At 73.3% G+C, this 16,165-nt stretch carries 14 protein-coding genes; 7 read left to right on the top strand and 7 right to left on the bottom strand.

Annotated features, from left to right (window positions below; all coding sequences use genetic code 11):
• Nucleotide 1 precedes the first annotated feature (1 nt).
• Entirely contained in the window at nucleotides 2-490 is a 489-nt protein-coding gene (locus tag HNR10_RS27735) for a glutathione peroxidase (RefSeq protein WP_179828598.1), read from the bottom strand.
• A gap of 173 nt (nucleotides 491-663) precedes the next feature.
• Between HNR10_RS27735 and HNR10_RS27730 the strand changes: the two genes are divergently transcribed.
• The 6 genes from HNR10_RS27730 (at nucleotide 664) to HNR10_RS31845 (ending at nucleotide 5,378) form a co-directional block, all read left to right on the top strand.
• On the top strand, nucleotides 664-1,440 hold the full coding sequence (locus HNR10_RS27730; protein ID WP_179828596.1) for an SDR family oxidoreductase: 777 nt from the start codon (nucleotides 664-666) through the stop codon (nucleotides 1,438-1,440).
• A gap of 201 nt (nucleotides 1,441-1,641) precedes the next feature.
• Complete coding sequence (locus HNR10_RS27725; RefSeq protein ID WP_218898076.1) at nucleotides 1,642-2,136, top strand: MarR family winged helix-turn-helix transcriptional regulator; 495 nt, start codon at nucleotides 1,642-1,644, stop codon at nucleotides 2,134-2,136.
• A gap of 161 nt (nucleotides 2,137-2,297) precedes the next feature.
• Nucleotides 2,298-3,104, top strand: a complete 807-nt coding sequence (locus tag HNR10_RS27720; RefSeq protein ID WP_179828594.1) for an MBL fold metallo-hydrolase — start codon at nucleotides 2,298-2,300, stop codon at nucleotides 3,102-3,104.
• A gap of 110 nt (nucleotides 3,105-3,214) precedes the next feature.
• Nucleotides 3,215-3,637, top strand: coding sequence for a nuclear transport factor 2 family protein (locus HNR10_RS27715; RefSeq protein ID WP_179828593.1), 423 nt, complete (start codon nucleotides 3,215-3,217; stop codon nucleotides 3,635-3,637).
• 144 nt (nucleotides 3,638-3,781) lie between these two features.
• Nucleotides 3,782-5,179: an L-lactate MFS transporter gene (locus HNR10_RS27710; RefSeq protein ID WP_179828591.1), complete on the top strand. Its 1,398-nt coding sequence runs from the start codon at nucleotides 3,782-3,784 to the stop codon at nucleotides 5,177-5,179.
• Nucleotides 5,180-5,249: 70 nt separating this feature from the next.
• Nucleotides 5,250-5,378 (top strand): MFS transporter small subunit, encoded by a 129-nt coding sequence (locus tag HNR10_RS31845; protein ID WP_281390160.1) that lies wholly within the window; start codon nucleotides 5,250-5,252, stop codon nucleotides 5,376-5,378.
• A 78-nt stretch (nucleotides 5,379-5,456) separates the two neighbouring features.
• Here the strand turns inward: HNR10_RS31845 and HNR10_RS27705 are convergent, their stop codons facing one another.
• Nucleotides 5,457-6,428: a bile acid:sodium symporter family protein gene (locus tag HNR10_RS27705; RefSeq protein ID WP_179828589.1), complete on the bottom strand. Its 972-nt coding sequence runs from the start codon at nucleotides 6,426-6,428 to the stop codon at nucleotides 5,457-5,459.
• 196 nt (nucleotides 6,429-6,624) lie between these two features.
• The gene (locus HNR10_RS27700; RefSeq protein ID WP_179828587.1) at nucleotides 6,625-7,083 is read right to left on the bottom strand and encodes a hypothetical protein; all 459 of its coding nucleotides are present in this window, start codon (nucleotides 7,081-7,083) and stop codon (nucleotides 6,625-6,627) included.
• Between the two features lie 223 nt (nucleotides 7,084-7,306).
• Between HNR10_RS27700 and HNR10_RS27695 the strand changes: the two genes are divergently transcribed.
• Complete coding sequence (locus HNR10_RS27695; protein WP_179828585.1) at nucleotides 7,307-8,077, top strand: alpha/beta hydrolase; 771 nt, start codon at nucleotides 7,307-7,309, stop codon at nucleotides 8,075-8,077.
• A 255-nt stretch (nucleotides 8,078-8,332) separates the two neighbouring features.
• Here HNR10_RS27695 and HNR10_RS27690 read toward each other — a convergent pair whose 3' ends face one another.
• The 4 genes from HNR10_RS27690 to HNR10_RS27675 all read right to left on the bottom strand — a co-directional run bounded on the left by HNR10_RS27690 (nucleotide 8,333) and on the right by HNR10_RS27675 (nucleotide 16,152).
• A complete protein-coding gene (locus HNR10_RS27690) occupies nucleotides 8,333-8,836 on the bottom strand; it encodes a hypothetical protein (RefSeq protein WP_179828583.1) in 504 nt (167 codons plus the stop codon).
• Nucleotides 8,837-8,999: 163 nt separating this feature from the next.
• Nucleotides 9,000-13,214, bottom strand: coding sequence for a TIGR02680 family protein (locus HNR10_RS27685; RefSeq protein ID WP_179828580.1), 4,215 nt, complete (start codon nucleotides 13,212-13,214; stop codon nucleotides 9,000-9,002).
• Nucleotides 13,211-14,635 (bottom strand): DUF2398 family protein, encoded by a 1,425-nt coding sequence (locus HNR10_RS27680; protein WP_179828578.1) that lies wholly within the window; start codon nucleotides 14,633-14,635, stop codon nucleotides 13,211-13,213. Before HNR10_RS27680 ends, HNR10_RS27685 begins: the two co-directional genes overlap by 4 nt.
• Entirely contained in the window at nucleotides 14,635-16,152 is a 1,518-nt protein-coding gene (locus HNR10_RS27675) for a TIGR02677 family protein (protein ID WP_179828576.1), read from the bottom strand. The genes HNR10_RS27680 and HNR10_RS27675 overlap by 1 nt, the downstream gene beginning before the upstream one ends.
• Between the last annotated feature and the right edge of the window lie 13 nt (nucleotides 16,153-16,165).

Below are 16,165 nucleotides of genomic sequence, written 5' to 3'. Positions count from 1 at the left end.
GTCAGCCCGGCAGGTGCGCCTTGATCGCGGAGACGATGTCCTCCGACTCGGGCTCTGTGGACGGGCGGAACCGGCCGACGACCTCGCCCTCGGTGTCCACGAGGAACTTCTCGAAGTTCCACTGCACGTCGCCGGCCTCGCCCGCGGCGTCGGGGGTCCGCACGAGCTCCGCGTACAGCGGGTGGCGCTCCTCACCGTTGACGTCGGTCTTCTCCAGCAGCGGGAACGTGACGCCGTAGGTCGTGGAGCAGAAGGTCGCGATCTCCTCCGGCGTGCCGGGCTCCTGACCCATGAACTGGTTGCAGGGCACCCCCAGAACCGTGAGCCCCTGGTCCCGGTAGCGCTCGTGCAGGCGCTCCAGGCCCTCGTACTGCGGCGTGAGTCCGCACTTGGAGGCGACGTTCACGATCAGCAGGGCGCGCCCGCGGTACTCGGACAGCGACGCGGACTCTCCGGCCAGCGTGCGCAGCGGGATGTCGTACAGGTCCATGTGTGACTCCTCGGTGGTACGGGTGATCGGGCCATACTGTCTCAGGCGCGAACGACGAAGCCGCGCACGACCCGCCGCGGCCGCCGCCCGCCCGCGCCGCACCCGGTCCCCGCCTCGGCGGTGACCGGCGGGTTCGGCTAGCCTCCCCTCACACCGTCGTAGGAGGAGCTGGAATGGACCTGTTCGATCTGACCGGGAAGAACGCCGTCGTCACCGGGGGCACCCGCGGGATCGGGATGATGATGGCCCGCGGGCTGCTCCAGGCCGGGGCCCGCGTGTGGATCAGCTCCCGCAAGGCCGACGCCTGCGAGCAGGCCCGCGTGGAGCTGTCGCAGTACGGCGAGGTGCACGCCGTGCCCGCCGACCTGTCGAACGAGGACGAGTGCCGGCGGCTCGCGGCCGAGGTCACCGCCCAGGCGCCCGAGGTGCACGTCCTGGTGAACAACGCGGGCGCCACCTGGGGCGAGCCGCTGGAGACCTTCCCCGAGTCGGCCTGGGACAAGGTGCTGGACCTCAACCTGAAGTCGCCGTTCTTCCTCGTGCGCGCCTTCCTGCCCGCGCTGGAGGCCGCGGCCACGCCCGACGACCCGGCGCGCGTCATCAACGTCGGCAGTATCGACGGCATCCACGTCCCGGACCTGCCCACGTACGCGTACTCCTCCAGCAAGGCCGCCGTCCACCAGTTGACCCGCCACCTGGCACGGGAGCTGGGACCCAAGGCGATCACGGTCAACGCGGTCGCGCCCGGTCCCTTCCCGTCGAAGATGATGGCGAGCACGCTGGACGCCTTCGGCGACCACATCGCCCAGGCGGCGCCGCTGCGCCGCATCGGCCGGGACGACGACATGGCCGGTACCGCGGTCTACCTGGCGAGCCGGGCGGGCTCCTTCGTCACCGGAGCCGTCATCCCCGTGGACGGGGGGATCGCCACCACGGCCAACGGGCTGTGACCCGGCGGCCGTCCCCGCGTCCGTGCCGGGCGGACGCGGGGGCGCCGGCCGCGCGGACGAACGGGCGACGCGGGTGAGCGGGCGGCGCGGGCGAACGCGCGGCGCGGGCGGCGCTCATGGCGCATGGCGGGCACGGCCGTGCCGCGCGGGATGATGGGCGCCGACGCGCACGTGTGGGACCGAGGCGAGAGGGGTGGACCGGTGACGGGAGACGCGCGGATCACGACGGCCGAGCAGGCGGCGAACGACCCGCTGATACTGGCGTTCGGGCGGTTGCAGGGGGCCGCCAACCGGCTGGAGTACATCCTGGGGCGGGCTCTGGAGGAGGAGTTCGGCATCAGTCACCTGGTGTTCGAGGTCCTCCTGATCCTGAGCCGGTCCGGGGGGTCCGGCCTGTCGATGGGAGCCATCGCCCAGGAACGGGTGCTGACCACGGGCGGGGTGACCCGGCTGGTGGACCGGATGGTGACGGCCGGCCTGGTCTCGCGCGAGGAGAATCCGGCGGACCGGCGGGGCCGGCTGGTCAGGCTCACCCCGCTCGGGGAGGAGACCGCGGTGCGGGCCGCCCGCCTGCACGCGCGGAACGTGCAGCGCCACCTGCTCGACCCGCTGCCCGAGGAGCACCGGGAGCGGTTCGCGCAGGACCTGCGGACGGTGAGCGTGACGGCGGGCGACGCGCTGCCCCGCCTGCACTGACCGGCCCGCCCGGGAGCAGGTGGCGGCGGCCCGGTGGGAGCCGCTCCGACACGGGGAAGCCGCACAGGAATATCTGACTAGTCAGATACTGTTGTCTCAGGAAACGGGCACCGAACGCGGGTCGCCCCCACCACACCGGTCTCCGCACGAAAGGCCCCACCGTGAGCACGCTCGACTACAACGTCCTCGACCTGGACTTCCCGGCCGGGTCCAAGAACAAGACCGCCACCCTGATCACCGGCGAGGAGCAGGCGTTCCTCATCGACGCCGGGTTCACCCGCGCCGACGGCCACCGCCTGGTCGCCGAGATCCTCGACTCGGGCAGGGAGCTGACCACGGTCTTCGTCAGCCACGCCGACCCCGACTTCTACTGGGGCGCCGAGGTCGTCGCCGACGCCTTCCCCCAGGCCGAGATCGTCGCCACACCCCCGGTCATCGAGCACATCGAGCAGTCCTATGAGGGCAAGCTCAAGGCGTGGGAGGCCGTGGGTGCCAACCGCCCGACCCGCCTGGTCGAGATGACCGCGCTGACCGGCGACATCGTCTTCGAGGGACACGTGTTCCAACTCAGGGGCGGCCACCCGGGACTCGCCGACCGCCACTACCTGTGGCAGGCCGACCAGCGGGCGATCGTCGGCGGCGTGCTGCTCTTCCAGAACGAGCACGTCTGGGTCGCCGACACCGCCCGGCCGCGGGACCGCGCCGTGTGGGTCGAGATGCTCGACGAGATGTCGGCCCTGGAGCCCGCCTTCGCGATCCCCGGCCACCGGCTGCCCACCGACGTCCTCGACGCGGGCCCGATCGCCTACACCCGCGACTACCTCACCGCGTTCGAGGCCGAACTCGCCACGGCCGACAGCGGAGAGACCCTGGCGGACGCGATGGTCGCCCGCTACCCGGACGCCGGCCTGCTCATCGCGGCCCGGCTCGGCGCCAAGGTCGCCAAGGGCGAGATGTCCTGGGGCTGACCGGTCCGCTCCCGCGGTCCGGTGCGCGCCCCGAGCGGGCATCGGCACCGGACCGCTGCCCCGCCGGCCAGCCCGGCCCGGCACCACATCCGATCCGAAAGGCCCCTGACATGACCGAGCCCAGCAGCGAACTCCCCACGTCCACCGCCCCCGCCGACGTGGTGCGGCGCCAGTACATCGCCTCCGCCGACGGCGACCTCGAAGCCCTGCGGGCCACCCTGGCCGCCGACGTGGAGTGGACCGAGATGGCCGGCTTCCCCCTGGCCGGCACCTACCGCACCCCCGAGGGGGTCACCTCCGGGGTCATGGAAAGGCTGGGCCGGGACTGGAACGACTGGACCGCCCACGACGACACCTACGTCGTCGACGGCGAGAACGTCGTGGTCCTGGCCCGCTACACGGCCACCAACAAGGCCACGGGCAAGGACATCGACGTCCGCGTCGCCCACCACTTCGTCGTCCGCGGCGGCCGCATCGTGCGGTTCGAGCAGTTCGTGGACACCGCCGAGGTCCGTGCGGCGATGGCGAGCTGAACCGCGGTACCGGGCGACCGGGGCCCGATCGGAAATGGTCGGGCCCCAGGGGTTGTCGCGGGCGTACCACGCGTCCTATGTTCGCTTTCAGTACATCCGTACTCACAGTGCACACAACCCCCGGCGGCACACGAATCGGGACCCATGACGCGCACCAACCCCCTCGCCTCCCTCCTCGACCACCGGAGAAGCGTCGCTCCCCCCGGGTACAGCCGGTGGCTGATCCCTCCGGCCGCCCTGGCCGTCCACCTGTCCATCGGCCAGGTCTACGCGTTCAGCGTCTTCCGCAATCCCCTGGTCGAACGGTTCGACACCTCGCTGACCGCGATCGGCGTCATCTTCAGCATCGCCATCGTCATGCTCGGACTGTCGGCGGCCTTCGGCGGCACGTGGGTGGAGCGCAACGGCCCCCGCAAGGCGATGTTCGTCGCCGGGCTGTGCTGGTCGGGCGGGTTCGCGGTCGCCGCGCTCGGCGTGGCGACCGGCCAGCTGTGGCTGGTCTACCTGGGCTACGGGTTCCTCGGCGGTATCGGGTTGGGCATCGGCTACATCTCCCCCGTCTCCACGCTCATCAAGTGGTTCCCCGACCGGCCGGGCCTGGCCACCGGCATCGCGATCATGGGCTTCGGGGGCGGGGCGCTGATCGCCTCGCCGCTGTCCGCCGAACTCCTCGAGCGCTACGCCGACGCGCCGGCCGACGCGATCGTGCCCGCGTTCCTCACGCTGGGGACCGTCTACTTCGTCGTCATGATGATGGGCGCGTTCACCGTGCGCGTGCCCCCGGCGGGATGGCGGCCGGAGCGGAAGCGCTCCACGGCGGCCCGCTCCGAGGAGTCGCCCGCGACCCGGGCGGACGCGGCTCCGCAGGCGCCCGACCTGCCCGGCGTGTCGGTGCGCAGGGCGGTGCGCACCCCGCAGTTCTGGCTCCTGTGGACCGTGCTGTTCTGCAACGTCACCGCCGGGATCGGCATCCTGGAGCAGGCGTCGCCCATGGTGCAGGAGTTCTTCACCGGGGTGGGCCCGGCCGAGGCGGCGGGCTACGTCGGCTTCCTCTCCCTGTGCAACATGCTCGGGCGGATCCTGTGGTCCTCGACCTCCGACGTGATCGGCCGCAAGCGCGTCTACATCGGCTACTTGGGCCTGGGCGGGCTCCTGTACCTGCTGATCGCCGTCGCCGGGACGGGCTCGGTGATGCTGTTCGTGGCGCTCACCGGCGTCATCCTGTCCTTCTACGGCGGCGGCTTCGCCACCGTTCCCGCCTACCTCAAGGACCTGTTCGGCACGTTCAACGTGGGCGCGATCCACGGCAGGCTGCTCACCGCCTGGTCACTGGCCGGGATCGCCGGGCCGATGGTCGTCAACGTCATCGCCGACGTCCAACTGGCGGCCGGACGCGACGGAGCCGCCCTCTACGGGCTGTCCCTGTACGTGATGGTCGGGGTCATGGCCGTGGGCTTCCTCGCGAACATGCTGATCCGTCCCCTGCCCGACCAGGCGCGGGACCGAGCGCCCGGACACGAACGCGCGGTGGAGCGTGACTGAGCCGGTTCCCGCCCCGCCGGGCACCCGGCTCGTGCACACGCCCCGCGCGGGGCACCGACGAAAGGCGGCCATGCCGAACCCTCGTACCAAGAACGCCACGGTCCTGACCGCGATCCTGCTGTGGGTCGTCGTCCTCGCCGCCCTGGCCTACGGCGTCGCCCGGACCGCGGTCGACGCCGCCGCGCTCTTCACCGCCTGACCCCGCGCCGCCCCGGGCGGAGGCCCCGCGGAGGTCCGCCACTCCGTCCAGGGGCACCGAGGCGGTCGGACCGCCGGGTCAGGCGCGGGTGGCGGACGCGGTGTCACGCTCCGGCGGGGTGTCCTTGGGGACGCGGCGCGCCCAGAGGGTCGCCACGATCGCACCGGACACGTTGTGCCAGACCGAGAACAGGGCGCCGGGCAGGGCGGCCAGCGGCGCGAAGTGGGCGGTGGCCAGCGCGGCCGCCAGACCGGAGTTCTGCATGCCGACCTCGATGCTCACCGCGCGCCGGGCGGACTCGGGCACCTTGCTGACGGCGCCCGCCGCGTAGCCGATCCCCAGCCCCAGGAGGTTGTGCAGGACCACGGCCAGGCCCAGCAGCAGCCCGGTGCCCAGGACCGCGTCGGCGTTGGCGCCCACGACCGCCGCGACCACCACGACGATCCCGGTGACCGACACCAACGGCAGCGCGGGCAGGACGGCCTCCACGGCGCGGGTGGCGAACCGGCGCAGGAGCAGGCCCGCCACGACCGGGACGAGCACCATCTGCACGATCGACAGGAACAGGTCCCCGGCGGAGACCGGCAGTGTGGACCCGGCCAGGCCGAGGACGATCAGCGGGGTGAGCACCGGCGCGAGGAGGGTGGAGATCGACGTCATGGCCACCGAGAGCGCCACGTCGCCGCGGGCGAGGTAGACGATCACGTTGGACGAGGTGCCGCCGGGCGCGGCGCCGACCAGGACCATGCCCACCACGAGCATCGGAGGCAGCTGGAACAGGTGGGCGATGCCGAAGCCCAGCAGCGGCATCACCGTGTACTGGGCGACCACGCCCAGGATCACGGCCCTGGGGTGCTTGGCGACGATGGCGAAGTCCACGGGGCGCATCGTCAGCCCCATGCCGAACATGATGACACCGAGCAGGAGGGGGATGTGCGGGGCGACGGCCGCGCTCTGCGCGGGCGCCAGGAGGCCGACCACGCCTCCGGCCAGGACCAGCAGGGCGAACCAGCGGCCGACGACGTCGGCGATGCTCTTGATGACCGTCATGGTGCTACTTCCGAGAGGTGCTCCGGGGGCGCCGGGCAGCGCGCTCCGGGCGGTCGCCGCATGGGGGTCGGCACCGCGCGCACCAGCGTAACCTCCGCGCTCGCGGCCTCCACCGGCCGGGACCGGCCTTCGGCCGTTCGCCCGGCCCGCGGCGGGGCGGGGAGCCGCCGCACGCGCCCCGCCGTCCTGCGGAGCCTCAGGTGTGGCGGGCGCGGGCCCGGATGCGGGCGGCCGAGATGGGCCGGTACATCGACAGCGCGTCGTTGAGGAGCTTGGGCATGCGCTCGCGTCCGCCCTCCTCGGCGAACAGCAGGAGCGGCAGTTCGCCCGCGTCCTCCGGGGGCGGGGTGGTGTCGATCCCGGCCGAGACGAGGGCGTCCCGGCCCTCGGGAGTGCGCGGCCAGGTCAGCACGCACTCGCCCGCCACGAGCGGGCGCGGGAGGGAGTCGATCACGGCCCACATCGGGTCCGTGTCCGTGTCCTCCACGAACACCAGGCCGAGCGGTGTGGGCAGGAAGAACGTCCCGCCCTCGACCCCGGTGAGGACGGAGGCCCAGAAGCGGTTGGGACACAGCACGTAGACGCGTTCGTGCTTCATGTCGGCGGCGAGGCGGTCGATCGCGACGCTCTCACGGAGCGGGACGGGGTCTGCCATGGGGCCGATCCTCGCACGCCGGACACGGCCGTGGAGGCGGTTCCGCGACATCCGCCGCCGCTCCGGGCTCGTACCCCTGGCCCCGGTCCGACGGCGGGCCGACAGAGACCTGACAGGGGTCTGACAGCGCGACCGTCCACCCTTCGAGGCGGAGGTGGTCGACGATGATGTTCATCGAACTGTTCGCGTCCCGGGGCGACGGCGGGTGGCAGACTCTCCGGTCATGAGCCACGATGCGACGCCACTGACGTTCCACCCGCCCCGGACCGACGTGCCGGTCCCGGCCTCGGGCGCCCCGGCGGTGATCGTCATGCCGGGCGGACGCTACATGCGCCACGCCCAGCACGAGGGGAAGCCGGTCGCGGAGTGGTTGGCGGGGCTCGGGTTCGCGGCCTGGGTGCTGGAGTACCCGGTGGGGCCGCGGGACGTGCACCCCGCGCCGCTCGACTCCGCGCGGGCGGCGATGCGGCGGGCGCGTGCGCAGGCACCGGGGCTCGGTGTCGACCCGGCGCGCATCGGCGTCCTCGGCTTCTCCGCGGGCGGCCACCTCGCCGCGCACCTCGCCGCCGGCCCGGACACGGCCGACGAGGAGCGGCCCGCGTTCGCGGTGCTCTGCTACGCGGCCACGTCATGGCACAGCTTCTGGCTCGGCCCGGCCGATACGTCGGACTCGGACGAGGACCCGCTCATCGGCCCGGACTCCACCCCCGAGAAGCGCCGCGCGGTCTCCGTCGAGTTGATCGCCGTTCCACAGACCCCGCCGACCTTCCTCTGGCACTGCGCGGACGACGACCTCGTCGGGGTCGACCACGCCCTGTCCCTCACCCGGCGCCTGGCCGCCCTGCGGGTCCCGGTCGAGCTGCACGTCTTCCCCACCGGCGGCCACGGCCTCGGGCTGGCCGAAGGCCCCACACCCGCCGGGACGTGGACGTCCCTCTGCGCGGAATGGCTCCGCGGAGTGGTGGCCGACGACCCCCGGCCCGGACTCCGGTAGTGGCCCCGGATCCGCTCGACGTGGCACGGCCGACGACCGGGAGGGTTCTCCGTCATTCCTCGGCGAGCAGGGTGCCCCCGACGTCCACGACCGCGCAGCCGGACGGGGCCGTGAGCCGGCCGCTCGGCGCGTGACCCCCGCGGTCCTACAGGCCGAGCGACGACGCCGGCCCTCGGCACGGCCTACGGACGGTCCAGCGAGGAGGGCACACTCGTCCTCCCGCTGACCGAGACTCGGTGGACCCCGCGCTCGATATCAACTCCTGCTGAGAACGACGTCCAAACCGGTGTCAGGATGGTAGGCCCACGAGGCGTGGATCCCATCCCAGTCCGCGGACTGCCTGCCGTCGAGTGCCCTGGTCTGGCTCATCTCTTCGACCACGCTGTCCGGCGCTTCCAGTTCGACGAGAATACAGAAGAGTGAGTCGACCGAGATTCCACTGGATTCGTCAGCACCCCGGTTGTCCAGGCTCAGTGACTCCCCATCGTCACCGATCCGAGCCCAGGCGCCCGCCGTGATTCCACAATCGTCCACCGCCGCTTCGAAGTGGTTTCCGGAGAAATCCAGACTGGTCACAAGAAGAGTCGATCCGACACCGACCAGCAACCCGAGAGTCGCGCCGACGGAGACCAGCAGCAACGGACGCGGTGAGCGGGTAGGGGGAACCATCGACTTCGATTCCCACTCGGTGGAGCCGGGCTGCTCACCAGAGGCCGGAACCTCGTGGGAGTCGTGCGGGTCGTTCGATTCGGTCGACACCAAACACTCCGTACACAGGGGAATGGTCCGCGCGAAAACACGGACCACCCTCTTTTATCACAGGCGGAGCATCCAGGTTCCACAATTCGGGAATTCCTCGACCAGGTCACCAAAACCGAGTACTCACCCGGCCCGAGAAAACACGGACGCGGGCGGTTCTCCGTCATTCCTCGGCGAGCAGGGTGCCGGCGGTGGACTGGGGGACGAAGCGGCTGGGGGTGATGCCCAGGAGTTCGGCGGCCAGCTCCTCGTTGCCGGAGAAGCCCGCGTCGGCGTCGATGGTCTGCGAGCCGTCCCAGAGCATGAGCATGGCGGAGACCGTGTGCGAGCCCTTGTCGTGGTGCATGTCGTAGTGGGCCGCCATCGGGACGCTCTCGTAGTGCACCCACAGGTCGTGCCCGGTCATGAACATGTCCAGGTCGAAGGTGACGGTCAGGCCCATCAGCTCCGGCTTGTAGCGGTCGTCGATGCCCGCGAAGGCCTCGTCCAGCGCCACCACGCGCGGGCAGGTGGGGGCGGCCGAGGAGTACAGGGCGTTGGCCGCGGCGAACAGCGGCAGGTGGATCGCGGCCGACTTCTCGCCGCCCGACATCTGTTCGTGCTTGTTCTTGGTGAGCCGGACCTCCTCCTGACCCGGGACGGCCAGGCGCAACTCGAACCGGTACCACGTGCGGTAGTCCAGGACCGCGGACAGCACCTGCTTGTAGCTCGCGCGGGGATGGGCCGCGTGGTACTCGCGGATCATCTCCCGCAGGACGGCGCGCAGCTCGGCCAGACCGGAGGGCCCCAGGCCGGTCCCGTCGCGCTTGACCAGTTGGGCCGCGGTCCGCTCGCGGTCGCTCAGCGCCTCGGAGCGGGCCCAGCGGATGCCGATCTGCGTGCCGGACGACATCGGGCGGGCCCGGGTGTCACGGTCCATCCGCCGGACCAGGTCCCGGGCGGCGGCGACGCGTTCGTGGATCTGCTGGGCGATCCCGCCGAGCAGCTCGTCCTCCAGGACCCGGTGCTCCTCGTCGCGCATCAGCGCGCCCTGTTCCTCGACCCGGTCCGCGATCGTGCGCGCGAAGGCCGAGACCGGGCTGCGTCCGCCCTCGTCGTTGACGAAGACGGTGATCACGCCGGTCGGGCCGACCTCGTGGTCGACCCGGTAGCCCTCGGAGTCCCCGCCCAGGGTCTCCTGGAAGGTGCGCAGCGCGTTGGACATCCGGGTGGCGGTGCGCTTGATGTCGCTCTCCCCCACCCGGGGCGCGGTGCCCACGGCCTCGGTCAGGGCCGCGAGGAGCGTGCCGACCCCCTCGGGGAGCGTGTCGTGCACGGTGGCGGCCGTACCCGCGAGCAGGGCGTCGGCGGCCTCCTCGGGGCCGGGCCAGTTCCGCCGGTCGGGCCAGGCCGCGACGAGGTCGATGCCCAGGACCGCGCGCACCGCGGGCTGGGTGAACTCCCCCAGCGACTCGACCCGTTCGTGCAGGGCCTCCAGCGCGGTACTGAGCGCCTTCCGGCCCTGTTCGCGCTCGGTGTCGGAGCGGATGACCGCCTCGTGTTCGGAGGCGGCGGCCTCGCGGGCGCCGTCGCGCTCGCCGGTGGTCCGGTGCAGGTCACCGCGCAGCCCGTCGAGCCGGGCGAGGATCTCCTTGACGGGCGCGTCGATCGCCGCGTCCAGGGCGGCCAGTTCGGCGGCCTCCTCCTCGTGGGCGGCGCGCTGGTCGGCGAGGTCCTCCTGGTCGGCCTCCAGTGCCCCGGTGAGCCGGTCGATGGTCTCCCGGCGCCCGGCGAGGTCGCGCTCGAACTCGGCGGCGCCGGTGCGCGCCGCGTGCAGCGCCCCGGCCGTCTCCAGGAACCCGGCGAGGGCCGCCGCCACGGCCTCGGCGCCCGCGCGGTCGGCGGGCATGGCGCGGTCGGCGGCCACGGCCCGGACCTGCCGGCGGTGGGCGTCGACCTCCGCCACCGCGGTGTCCAGGGCGCGGCGGAGCCGGTCGGCCGTGGTGCGGGCTGAGGCCAGCAGGGTGGAGCGGTGTTCGACCCTGCGCACCGCCTGGGCGACGGGGGTGGGGTCGGGCAGGTCGGCGCGGGCGCGCCCGTAGTCCTTGAGGAGTTCCCTGGCCTGTTCCAACCGGTCGCCGACGGCGGTGCGGCGCCCGGTGAGATCGTCGATGCGCCGGTCGCAGTCGGCCAGGCGGTCACGGCGGCGGTGGGCGCGGTTGGTGGCACCGATGAACTCGGCGGCGGGCTTGGGGTGGGCACCGACGAGCACCCCGAGTCCGAACCGGGCGCGGGCGTCCACGCCGCCGCGCACGACGCCCTCGTCCCCGCCGTGGAAGGGCAGCGAGCGCAGGACGCGGGCGATGGTCTCGGCGGGAACATGGTCCTGGCGCTCGGGGACCAGGACGTCGGCGAGGGTGCGCCCCCGCACCGGCTCGTCCACGGGCAGCAGGTAGGCGTCGGCGTCGCCGTCGGCGAGCGCGGCGCGGGTGAGCTCGGGATCGGGGTGGATCCACGCGGTGAGCAGGCCGGCGGCCTGGAGCGCCCCCTCGACGGCGGCGGCCCCGTCCTCGGGCAGGTCGTCGGCGAAGCGCACCAGCCGCCACAGCGGCGCGCCGAGCCGGCCGCCGCGCGGGGCGGTGCGGTGGTGGTCGACGGGCGGGGCGTCGTCGCGCTCGGCGGCGATGTCGTCGCGTTCGCCCCGCAGGGCGGAGAGTTCGTCGTCGATCGCCGACGCCTCGGTCTCCAGCCCCTGGACGCGGGCGGCGACCTCCAGCTGGGCGTCGTGGACGTGCTCGTTGAAGACCTCGGTGAGGGTGGCCGTGCCGGGTTCGCCGAAGCGGGCGACCGCCTCCGCCAGGGCGTCGCGACCGGCCTCGTCCAGGATGCTCCACCGGTCGGCCCACTCGCCGACCGCCTGGGCGGTGGCCGCGCGCAGCTCGGTGAGTTCCTCGTCGGCGCGGGCGCAGCCGTCCTGGGCCTGGTCGAGGTCGGCGACGGCGCGGGCGCTGTCGGCGTCGGCGCGCCGTCGGGTCGCCTCGGCCTCGTCGAGCGCGTCCAGGTGCTCGCGGACCGCTCGGACGTCGTCCTCCCGGGCCGCGGCCCGTGCCCGCGCGGTGGTCGGCAGGTCCTCGCCGGTGTCGACGGGTCCTTCGGCGTCGTGTCCGATACCGGCGGCGTCGGCGGCCTCGGCGAGTTCCCCGGACAGCCGCCGCGCGGCGGCGCGGTCGCGGTCGATGCGCTCGGCGACGCGGGCGGCCTCGGTGCGCAGGTGGGTGATCTCCTGGACCTGGTGGTCCACCCGCGCGGCCTGGGTGGCCAGCAGGCGCGAACGCTCCTCGTGGTGTTCGCGCCGGGCGCGCAGGCTCTCGTGGCTGCGCAGTGCCTCGTCGGCCTCCAGGGCCTTGACCTCGGCCGCGAGCGTACCGATCCGGGCGTCCAGGGCCTGTTCGCGGGTGCGGGCGTCATCGCGGGCGCGGGTGGCGCGGTCGTTCTCCGCGGCGGCCGCCCGCACGGTGTCGGCGTGCTCGGCGGCCTGGTCGACGGCGGCGGTGACGGTGGCGAGGCGGTGGCGGGCGTTGGTGGTGAGGTAGTCGGCGTACTCACCGGTGAAGGCCCGCACGGCCTCGTCGGCGGCGGTGGCGTTGTCGAAGCGCACCTGGACCGCGGCGAGGTTGGCGAAGTCGCGGGCCGCCTGGTCCACGAGTGCCTCGTCGACGGGGCTGAGTCCGCTGGTGAGGGTGTCGGAGACCTTCTCCGGGTCCAGGTCCTTGGCGAGCAGCGGACGGCGCAGGGCCAGCAGCAGGTCCAGGAGCTGGATGTAGCGGTCCTTGAGCCCGAACAGGCGGGCGTCGACGGCCCGCCGGTAGTCGGCGGCGGTGCCGTGGTGGGCGTTCTCGCCCAGGACGGCCTTGAGCTGGCGTTCGGTCAGCGGGCGGTTGTCGGCGGCGAGCAGGCCGAAGTCCACGCCCAGGCGCTGGTCGGTGACGAAGAAGGACGGCGCGACGCCGTCGCGGTGCTTGTGCGCGCGCAGTCCGATGACCAGGGTGACCGTCTCGGTGCCGCCGCCCCCGGCCACGGCACCGGGCGAAGAGGGCGGCTCCGCGGCGGACCGGGCGAACTCCATCCACACGTACCCGTAGGCCGACTCGTCCCCCCGGTAGAGCAGGTTGGACTTCATCGTGCGGTTCTGGCCGCTGAACGGGTCGAGCCTGCGGGCGTCGGTGTAGCCGTCCAGGATGAACGGGAACAGCACCTCCAGCGCCTTGGTCTTGCCCGAACCGTTGTGCCCGCGCAGGATCAGGCGCCCGTCGGCGAAGGCGAACTCCTCGTCGACGTAGTCCCAGACGTTGATCACACCGGCGCGGCTCGGCCGGAAGCGGTCGCTCCTGCGGGTCATGCGGACTGTCCTTCGGGGTCGGGGGCGGCGGCTTCGCCGACGGCGGGAGCGGGTTCGTCCAGGGACCCGAACGGCAGGTGGCCGGTGTCCTCGCGTTCGGGGAGGGCGCCCTGGATGTTGCGGTAGCGCAGCGCGGCGGGCATGACGAGCACGCCACCCGGCACCGGCCGCACCAGGCGCAGGTCGGCGAGCAGGGCCAGGGCCGCGTCCAGCAGGCCGTGCGGGTCCTGCTGCCAGGCGTTGGTGAAGGAGGCGGCGCCGAACTCGGCGAACAGGTCGGCCACCATGTCCTCCAGGCGCCCGCGCTCGACCAGCGGCACCCGCTGGGAGTCGGCGGCCGGTGCCGGTGCCCGGTCCCCGCTGTCGGTCCAGGCGAGTTCGCCCACCACGCCGTGCCGGGGCAGCCCGGCGTCGACGAGTCGGACGAGGTCGGCGTGCTCGTCCGCGCGCGAGGGCGCCTCCATGTGCACCAGGGCCGCCCAGGAGGTCTCGAACAGGTCGGCCAGCTGGGCCAGCAGCAGCCCGGCCGTGCGGGTGACCGCGCCGCCGCGCCCCGGGAAGGGCCGGTCGGTGAAGAGCCCGCCGGGGTCGGCCAGCAGCACGCCCTCCGCCCGGCGCTCCACCGTCAGGCCGGTGATCCGGGCGACCTCCTCGGCCAGGCCCTTCGCTCGCAGGGCCGCGGCCGTGTCGGCGTCGAGGTCGGCGTAGTAGACGGCGGGGTGCTCCAGGAGCAGGCGGCGCGCCCGCTGGGCGGTGCGCTCGCGCCGTGCTCCCCCGGCCTCCGTGTCGCTGAGCAGGCCGGTGACGCTGCCCAGGTGCTGGACGGGGCGGGCCGGACGGAACAGGATCTCGCAGACGTCGTGGTCGACGTCGAAGAGGGCGTCGGCCTGCTCGCCGCCGCGCGCCCAGGCCTCCAGCGAGCCGTCGGACAGGTGCAGGGCACCGCGGTCCAGCAGCCAGTGGGCGACGTCGACGAGCGCGGCCTTGTGCGTGGAGTCGGTGGGGTCGTAGCCCAGCCCTTCGACGGAGTTGGCGACGGGCGTGAACCGGCGCACCAGGTCACCGAGGCTGATCTCGATCTGCGAGCGCTGGAAGCAGGCCAGCAGCAGGCACAGGTAGGCCAGGCGGCGGCGGTCGAAGGGCCGTCCGCGGCGGGCGAAGACCTGGCGCTGGGTGGGGTCGAGCTCGTCGAGTTCGCGCACCAGCCGGACGTGGTCGGTGGTGGCGATGAGCGTGTAGCCGAACAGGGCGCGCAGGTCCTCGGCCATCTGGTCGGCCCAGCGCAGGACCTGGTCGAGCGCCCCGGGGCGGGGCCGCGTCGCGGTGATGAGGTCGCAGGTCAGCACCCGTCGCACGGCCTGCTGGTAGGAGCCCAGGTCGGCGGGGTCGACGGTGCGGGCACTGCCGCGGCGGCCGGCCATCACGTCCCCTTCCCGGTGGTGAGTTCGAGTCGGAAGCCCGGCAGGTGGAGGGTGCCCCGGCTGGTGCGGACGGTGCTGCCCCGGTCGCTGGGCACCAGGCGCACGGCGGTGCCGCCGTCGGCGCCGGTGGCCGGCCCCATACGCCCGGCGACCACCGAGCGCGATTCCAGGGCCTTGGTGACCAGGCGGAGCAGGATCCGGGTGTCGGCCTCGTCCAGGACGCGGTCGTGCGCGCCCTCCTCGGCGAGCCGCGCGGCGGCCACGCGTTCGGCGGCGCGCTCCTGGGCCTGTTGCCGGCGCAGCGCGGACCGTGCTCCGGCGTTGCGCTTGACGGGCTTGGGCACACCGGTGGAGGGCGCGCGGTCGCTGCGGAAGAGCGTGACGGACAGCTCCACGCCGGGCGCGTCCCACCAGGTGGTGGTGGGCGGGATCTGTTCGTCGTCCTCGTGGGCGGTGCCGAGGTGGCGGGCCGAGCGCACGTTGAACGCGGCGCCCATGAGGGCGTGGGCGGCGCCGTCGTCGGGGGTGTTGAACACCCACTCGGCGAGGTGGCGCAGCTGGGTGGAGCGGTTGACTCCGCCGCGCTGGGCCTCGGTGAGCTGGCGCAGCAGCGCGATGACGCCCGAGACGGCCGAGCGGGTGGCCGCGCCGAGTTCGGCGGCGCGCGTGGGGGCTCCGCCCTCGGAGGCGAACCAGCCGCGCACCGCCCGCCAGCGGCGGCGCCAGTCCTCCACGCGTTCGCCGCGGGCCATGAACAGGCGTTCGTCGGCCTCGGCCGCACGCGAGAGCAGGGTGGCCAGACCGGTGCCCTCCACGTCGTGGACGGCCTGGTCCAGCCGCGGCAGGTAGCGGTCGAGTTCGGCCATGAAGTCGGACATGTGCACCAGCAGTGCGTTCTTGTGCCGCAGGAAGACCTCCGGCGAGGCCTCGGTGGAGCGCAGGATCTCGCCCAGGGTCACGTGGAACTGCGCGGAGCGCCGGCCCATGTCCTCCATGACCGAGTCCAGGCGGGAGAGCCGCCGGTAGACGCTCTCCGCCTGGCCGGTGCGGTTGGCCTCGGCCAGCGCGGTGAGGTCCTCCAGCACGTCGGAGAAGACCAACCGCGAGAGGTTGACGTCCTCCACGCGGGCGCCCAGCACGTTCTCCACCGCCTGGTAGGCCCAGTAGCCGAGTTCGCTGAACTGGTAGACCGACTGCCGGTTGCGGTAGCTGGCCAGGTCGCCCGCCCGGGAGGCGTCGTCGAAGCGGTGGACGACGCCGTCGGCGCTGAGCTCGTCCAGCCGGTGGCGCAGGCCGTGCTCGGGCACGGGCGCCCCGGGGTGGCTCGCGGCGAGTTCGCGCAGCGCGGTGGCGACGTCCTCGGCGCCGGCCTGGACCTGGTGCACCTCGCGCAGGCGGTCGAGCGCGCGCAGGATCCACAGGTAGGTGATGTGGTCGTCGCGGCGGGTGAAGTTGAACAGCTGGAAGCGGTCGCTGACCGCGAGCGCGTCCAGATCCAGAGCCCTGCGCTCGGCCAACGTCATCCCCTTC

This window comes from Nocardiopsis aegyptia (assembly GCF_013410755.1).
GTDB lineage: Bacteria > Actinomycetota > Actinomycetes > Streptosporangiales > Streptosporangiaceae > Nocardiopsis > Nocardiopsis aegyptia.
This window is presented reverse-complemented; position numbering and strand designations above follow the sequence as displayed.

Coding starts and splice junctions, on each gene's coding strand:
- HNR10_RS27735 (WP_179828598.1), bottom strand. CDS start 490: ATGGACCTGTACGACATCCCGCTGCGCACGCTGGCCGGAGAGTCCGCG.
- HNR10_RS27730 (WP_179828596.1), top strand. CDS start 664: ATGGACCTGTTCGATCTGACCGGGAAGAACGCCGTCGTCACCGGGGGC.
- HNR10_RS27715 (WP_179828593.1), top strand. CDS start 3,215: ATGACCGAGCCCAGCAGCGAACTCCCCACGTCCACCGCCCCCGCCGAC.
- HNR10_RS27710 (WP_179828591.1), top strand. CDS start 3,782: ATGACGCGCACCAACCCCCTCGCCTCCCTCCTCGACCACCGGAGAAGC.
- HNR10_RS31845 (WP_281390160.1), top strand. CDS start 5,250: ATGCCGAACCCTCGTACCAAGAACGCCACGGTCCTGACCGCGATCCTG.
- HNR10_RS27705 (WP_179828589.1), bottom strand. CDS start 6,428: ATGACGGTCATCAAGAGCATCGCCGACGTCGTCGGCCGCTGGTTCGCC.
- HNR10_RS27700 (WP_179828587.1), bottom strand. CDS start 7,083: ATGGCAGACCCCGTCCCGCTCCGTGAGAGCGTCGCGATCGACCGCCTC.
- HNR10_RS27695 (WP_179828585.1), top strand. CDS start 7,307: ATGAGCCACGATGCGACGCCACTGACGTTCCACCCGCCCCGGACCGAC.
- HNR10_RS27685 (WP_179828580.1), bottom strand. CDS start 13,214: ATGACCCGCAGGAGCGACCGCTTCCGGCCGAGCCGCGCCGGTGTGATC.
- HNR10_RS27680 (WP_179828578.1), bottom strand. CDS start 14,635: ATGGCCGGCCGCCGCGGCAGTGCCCGCACCGTCGACCCCGCCGACCTG.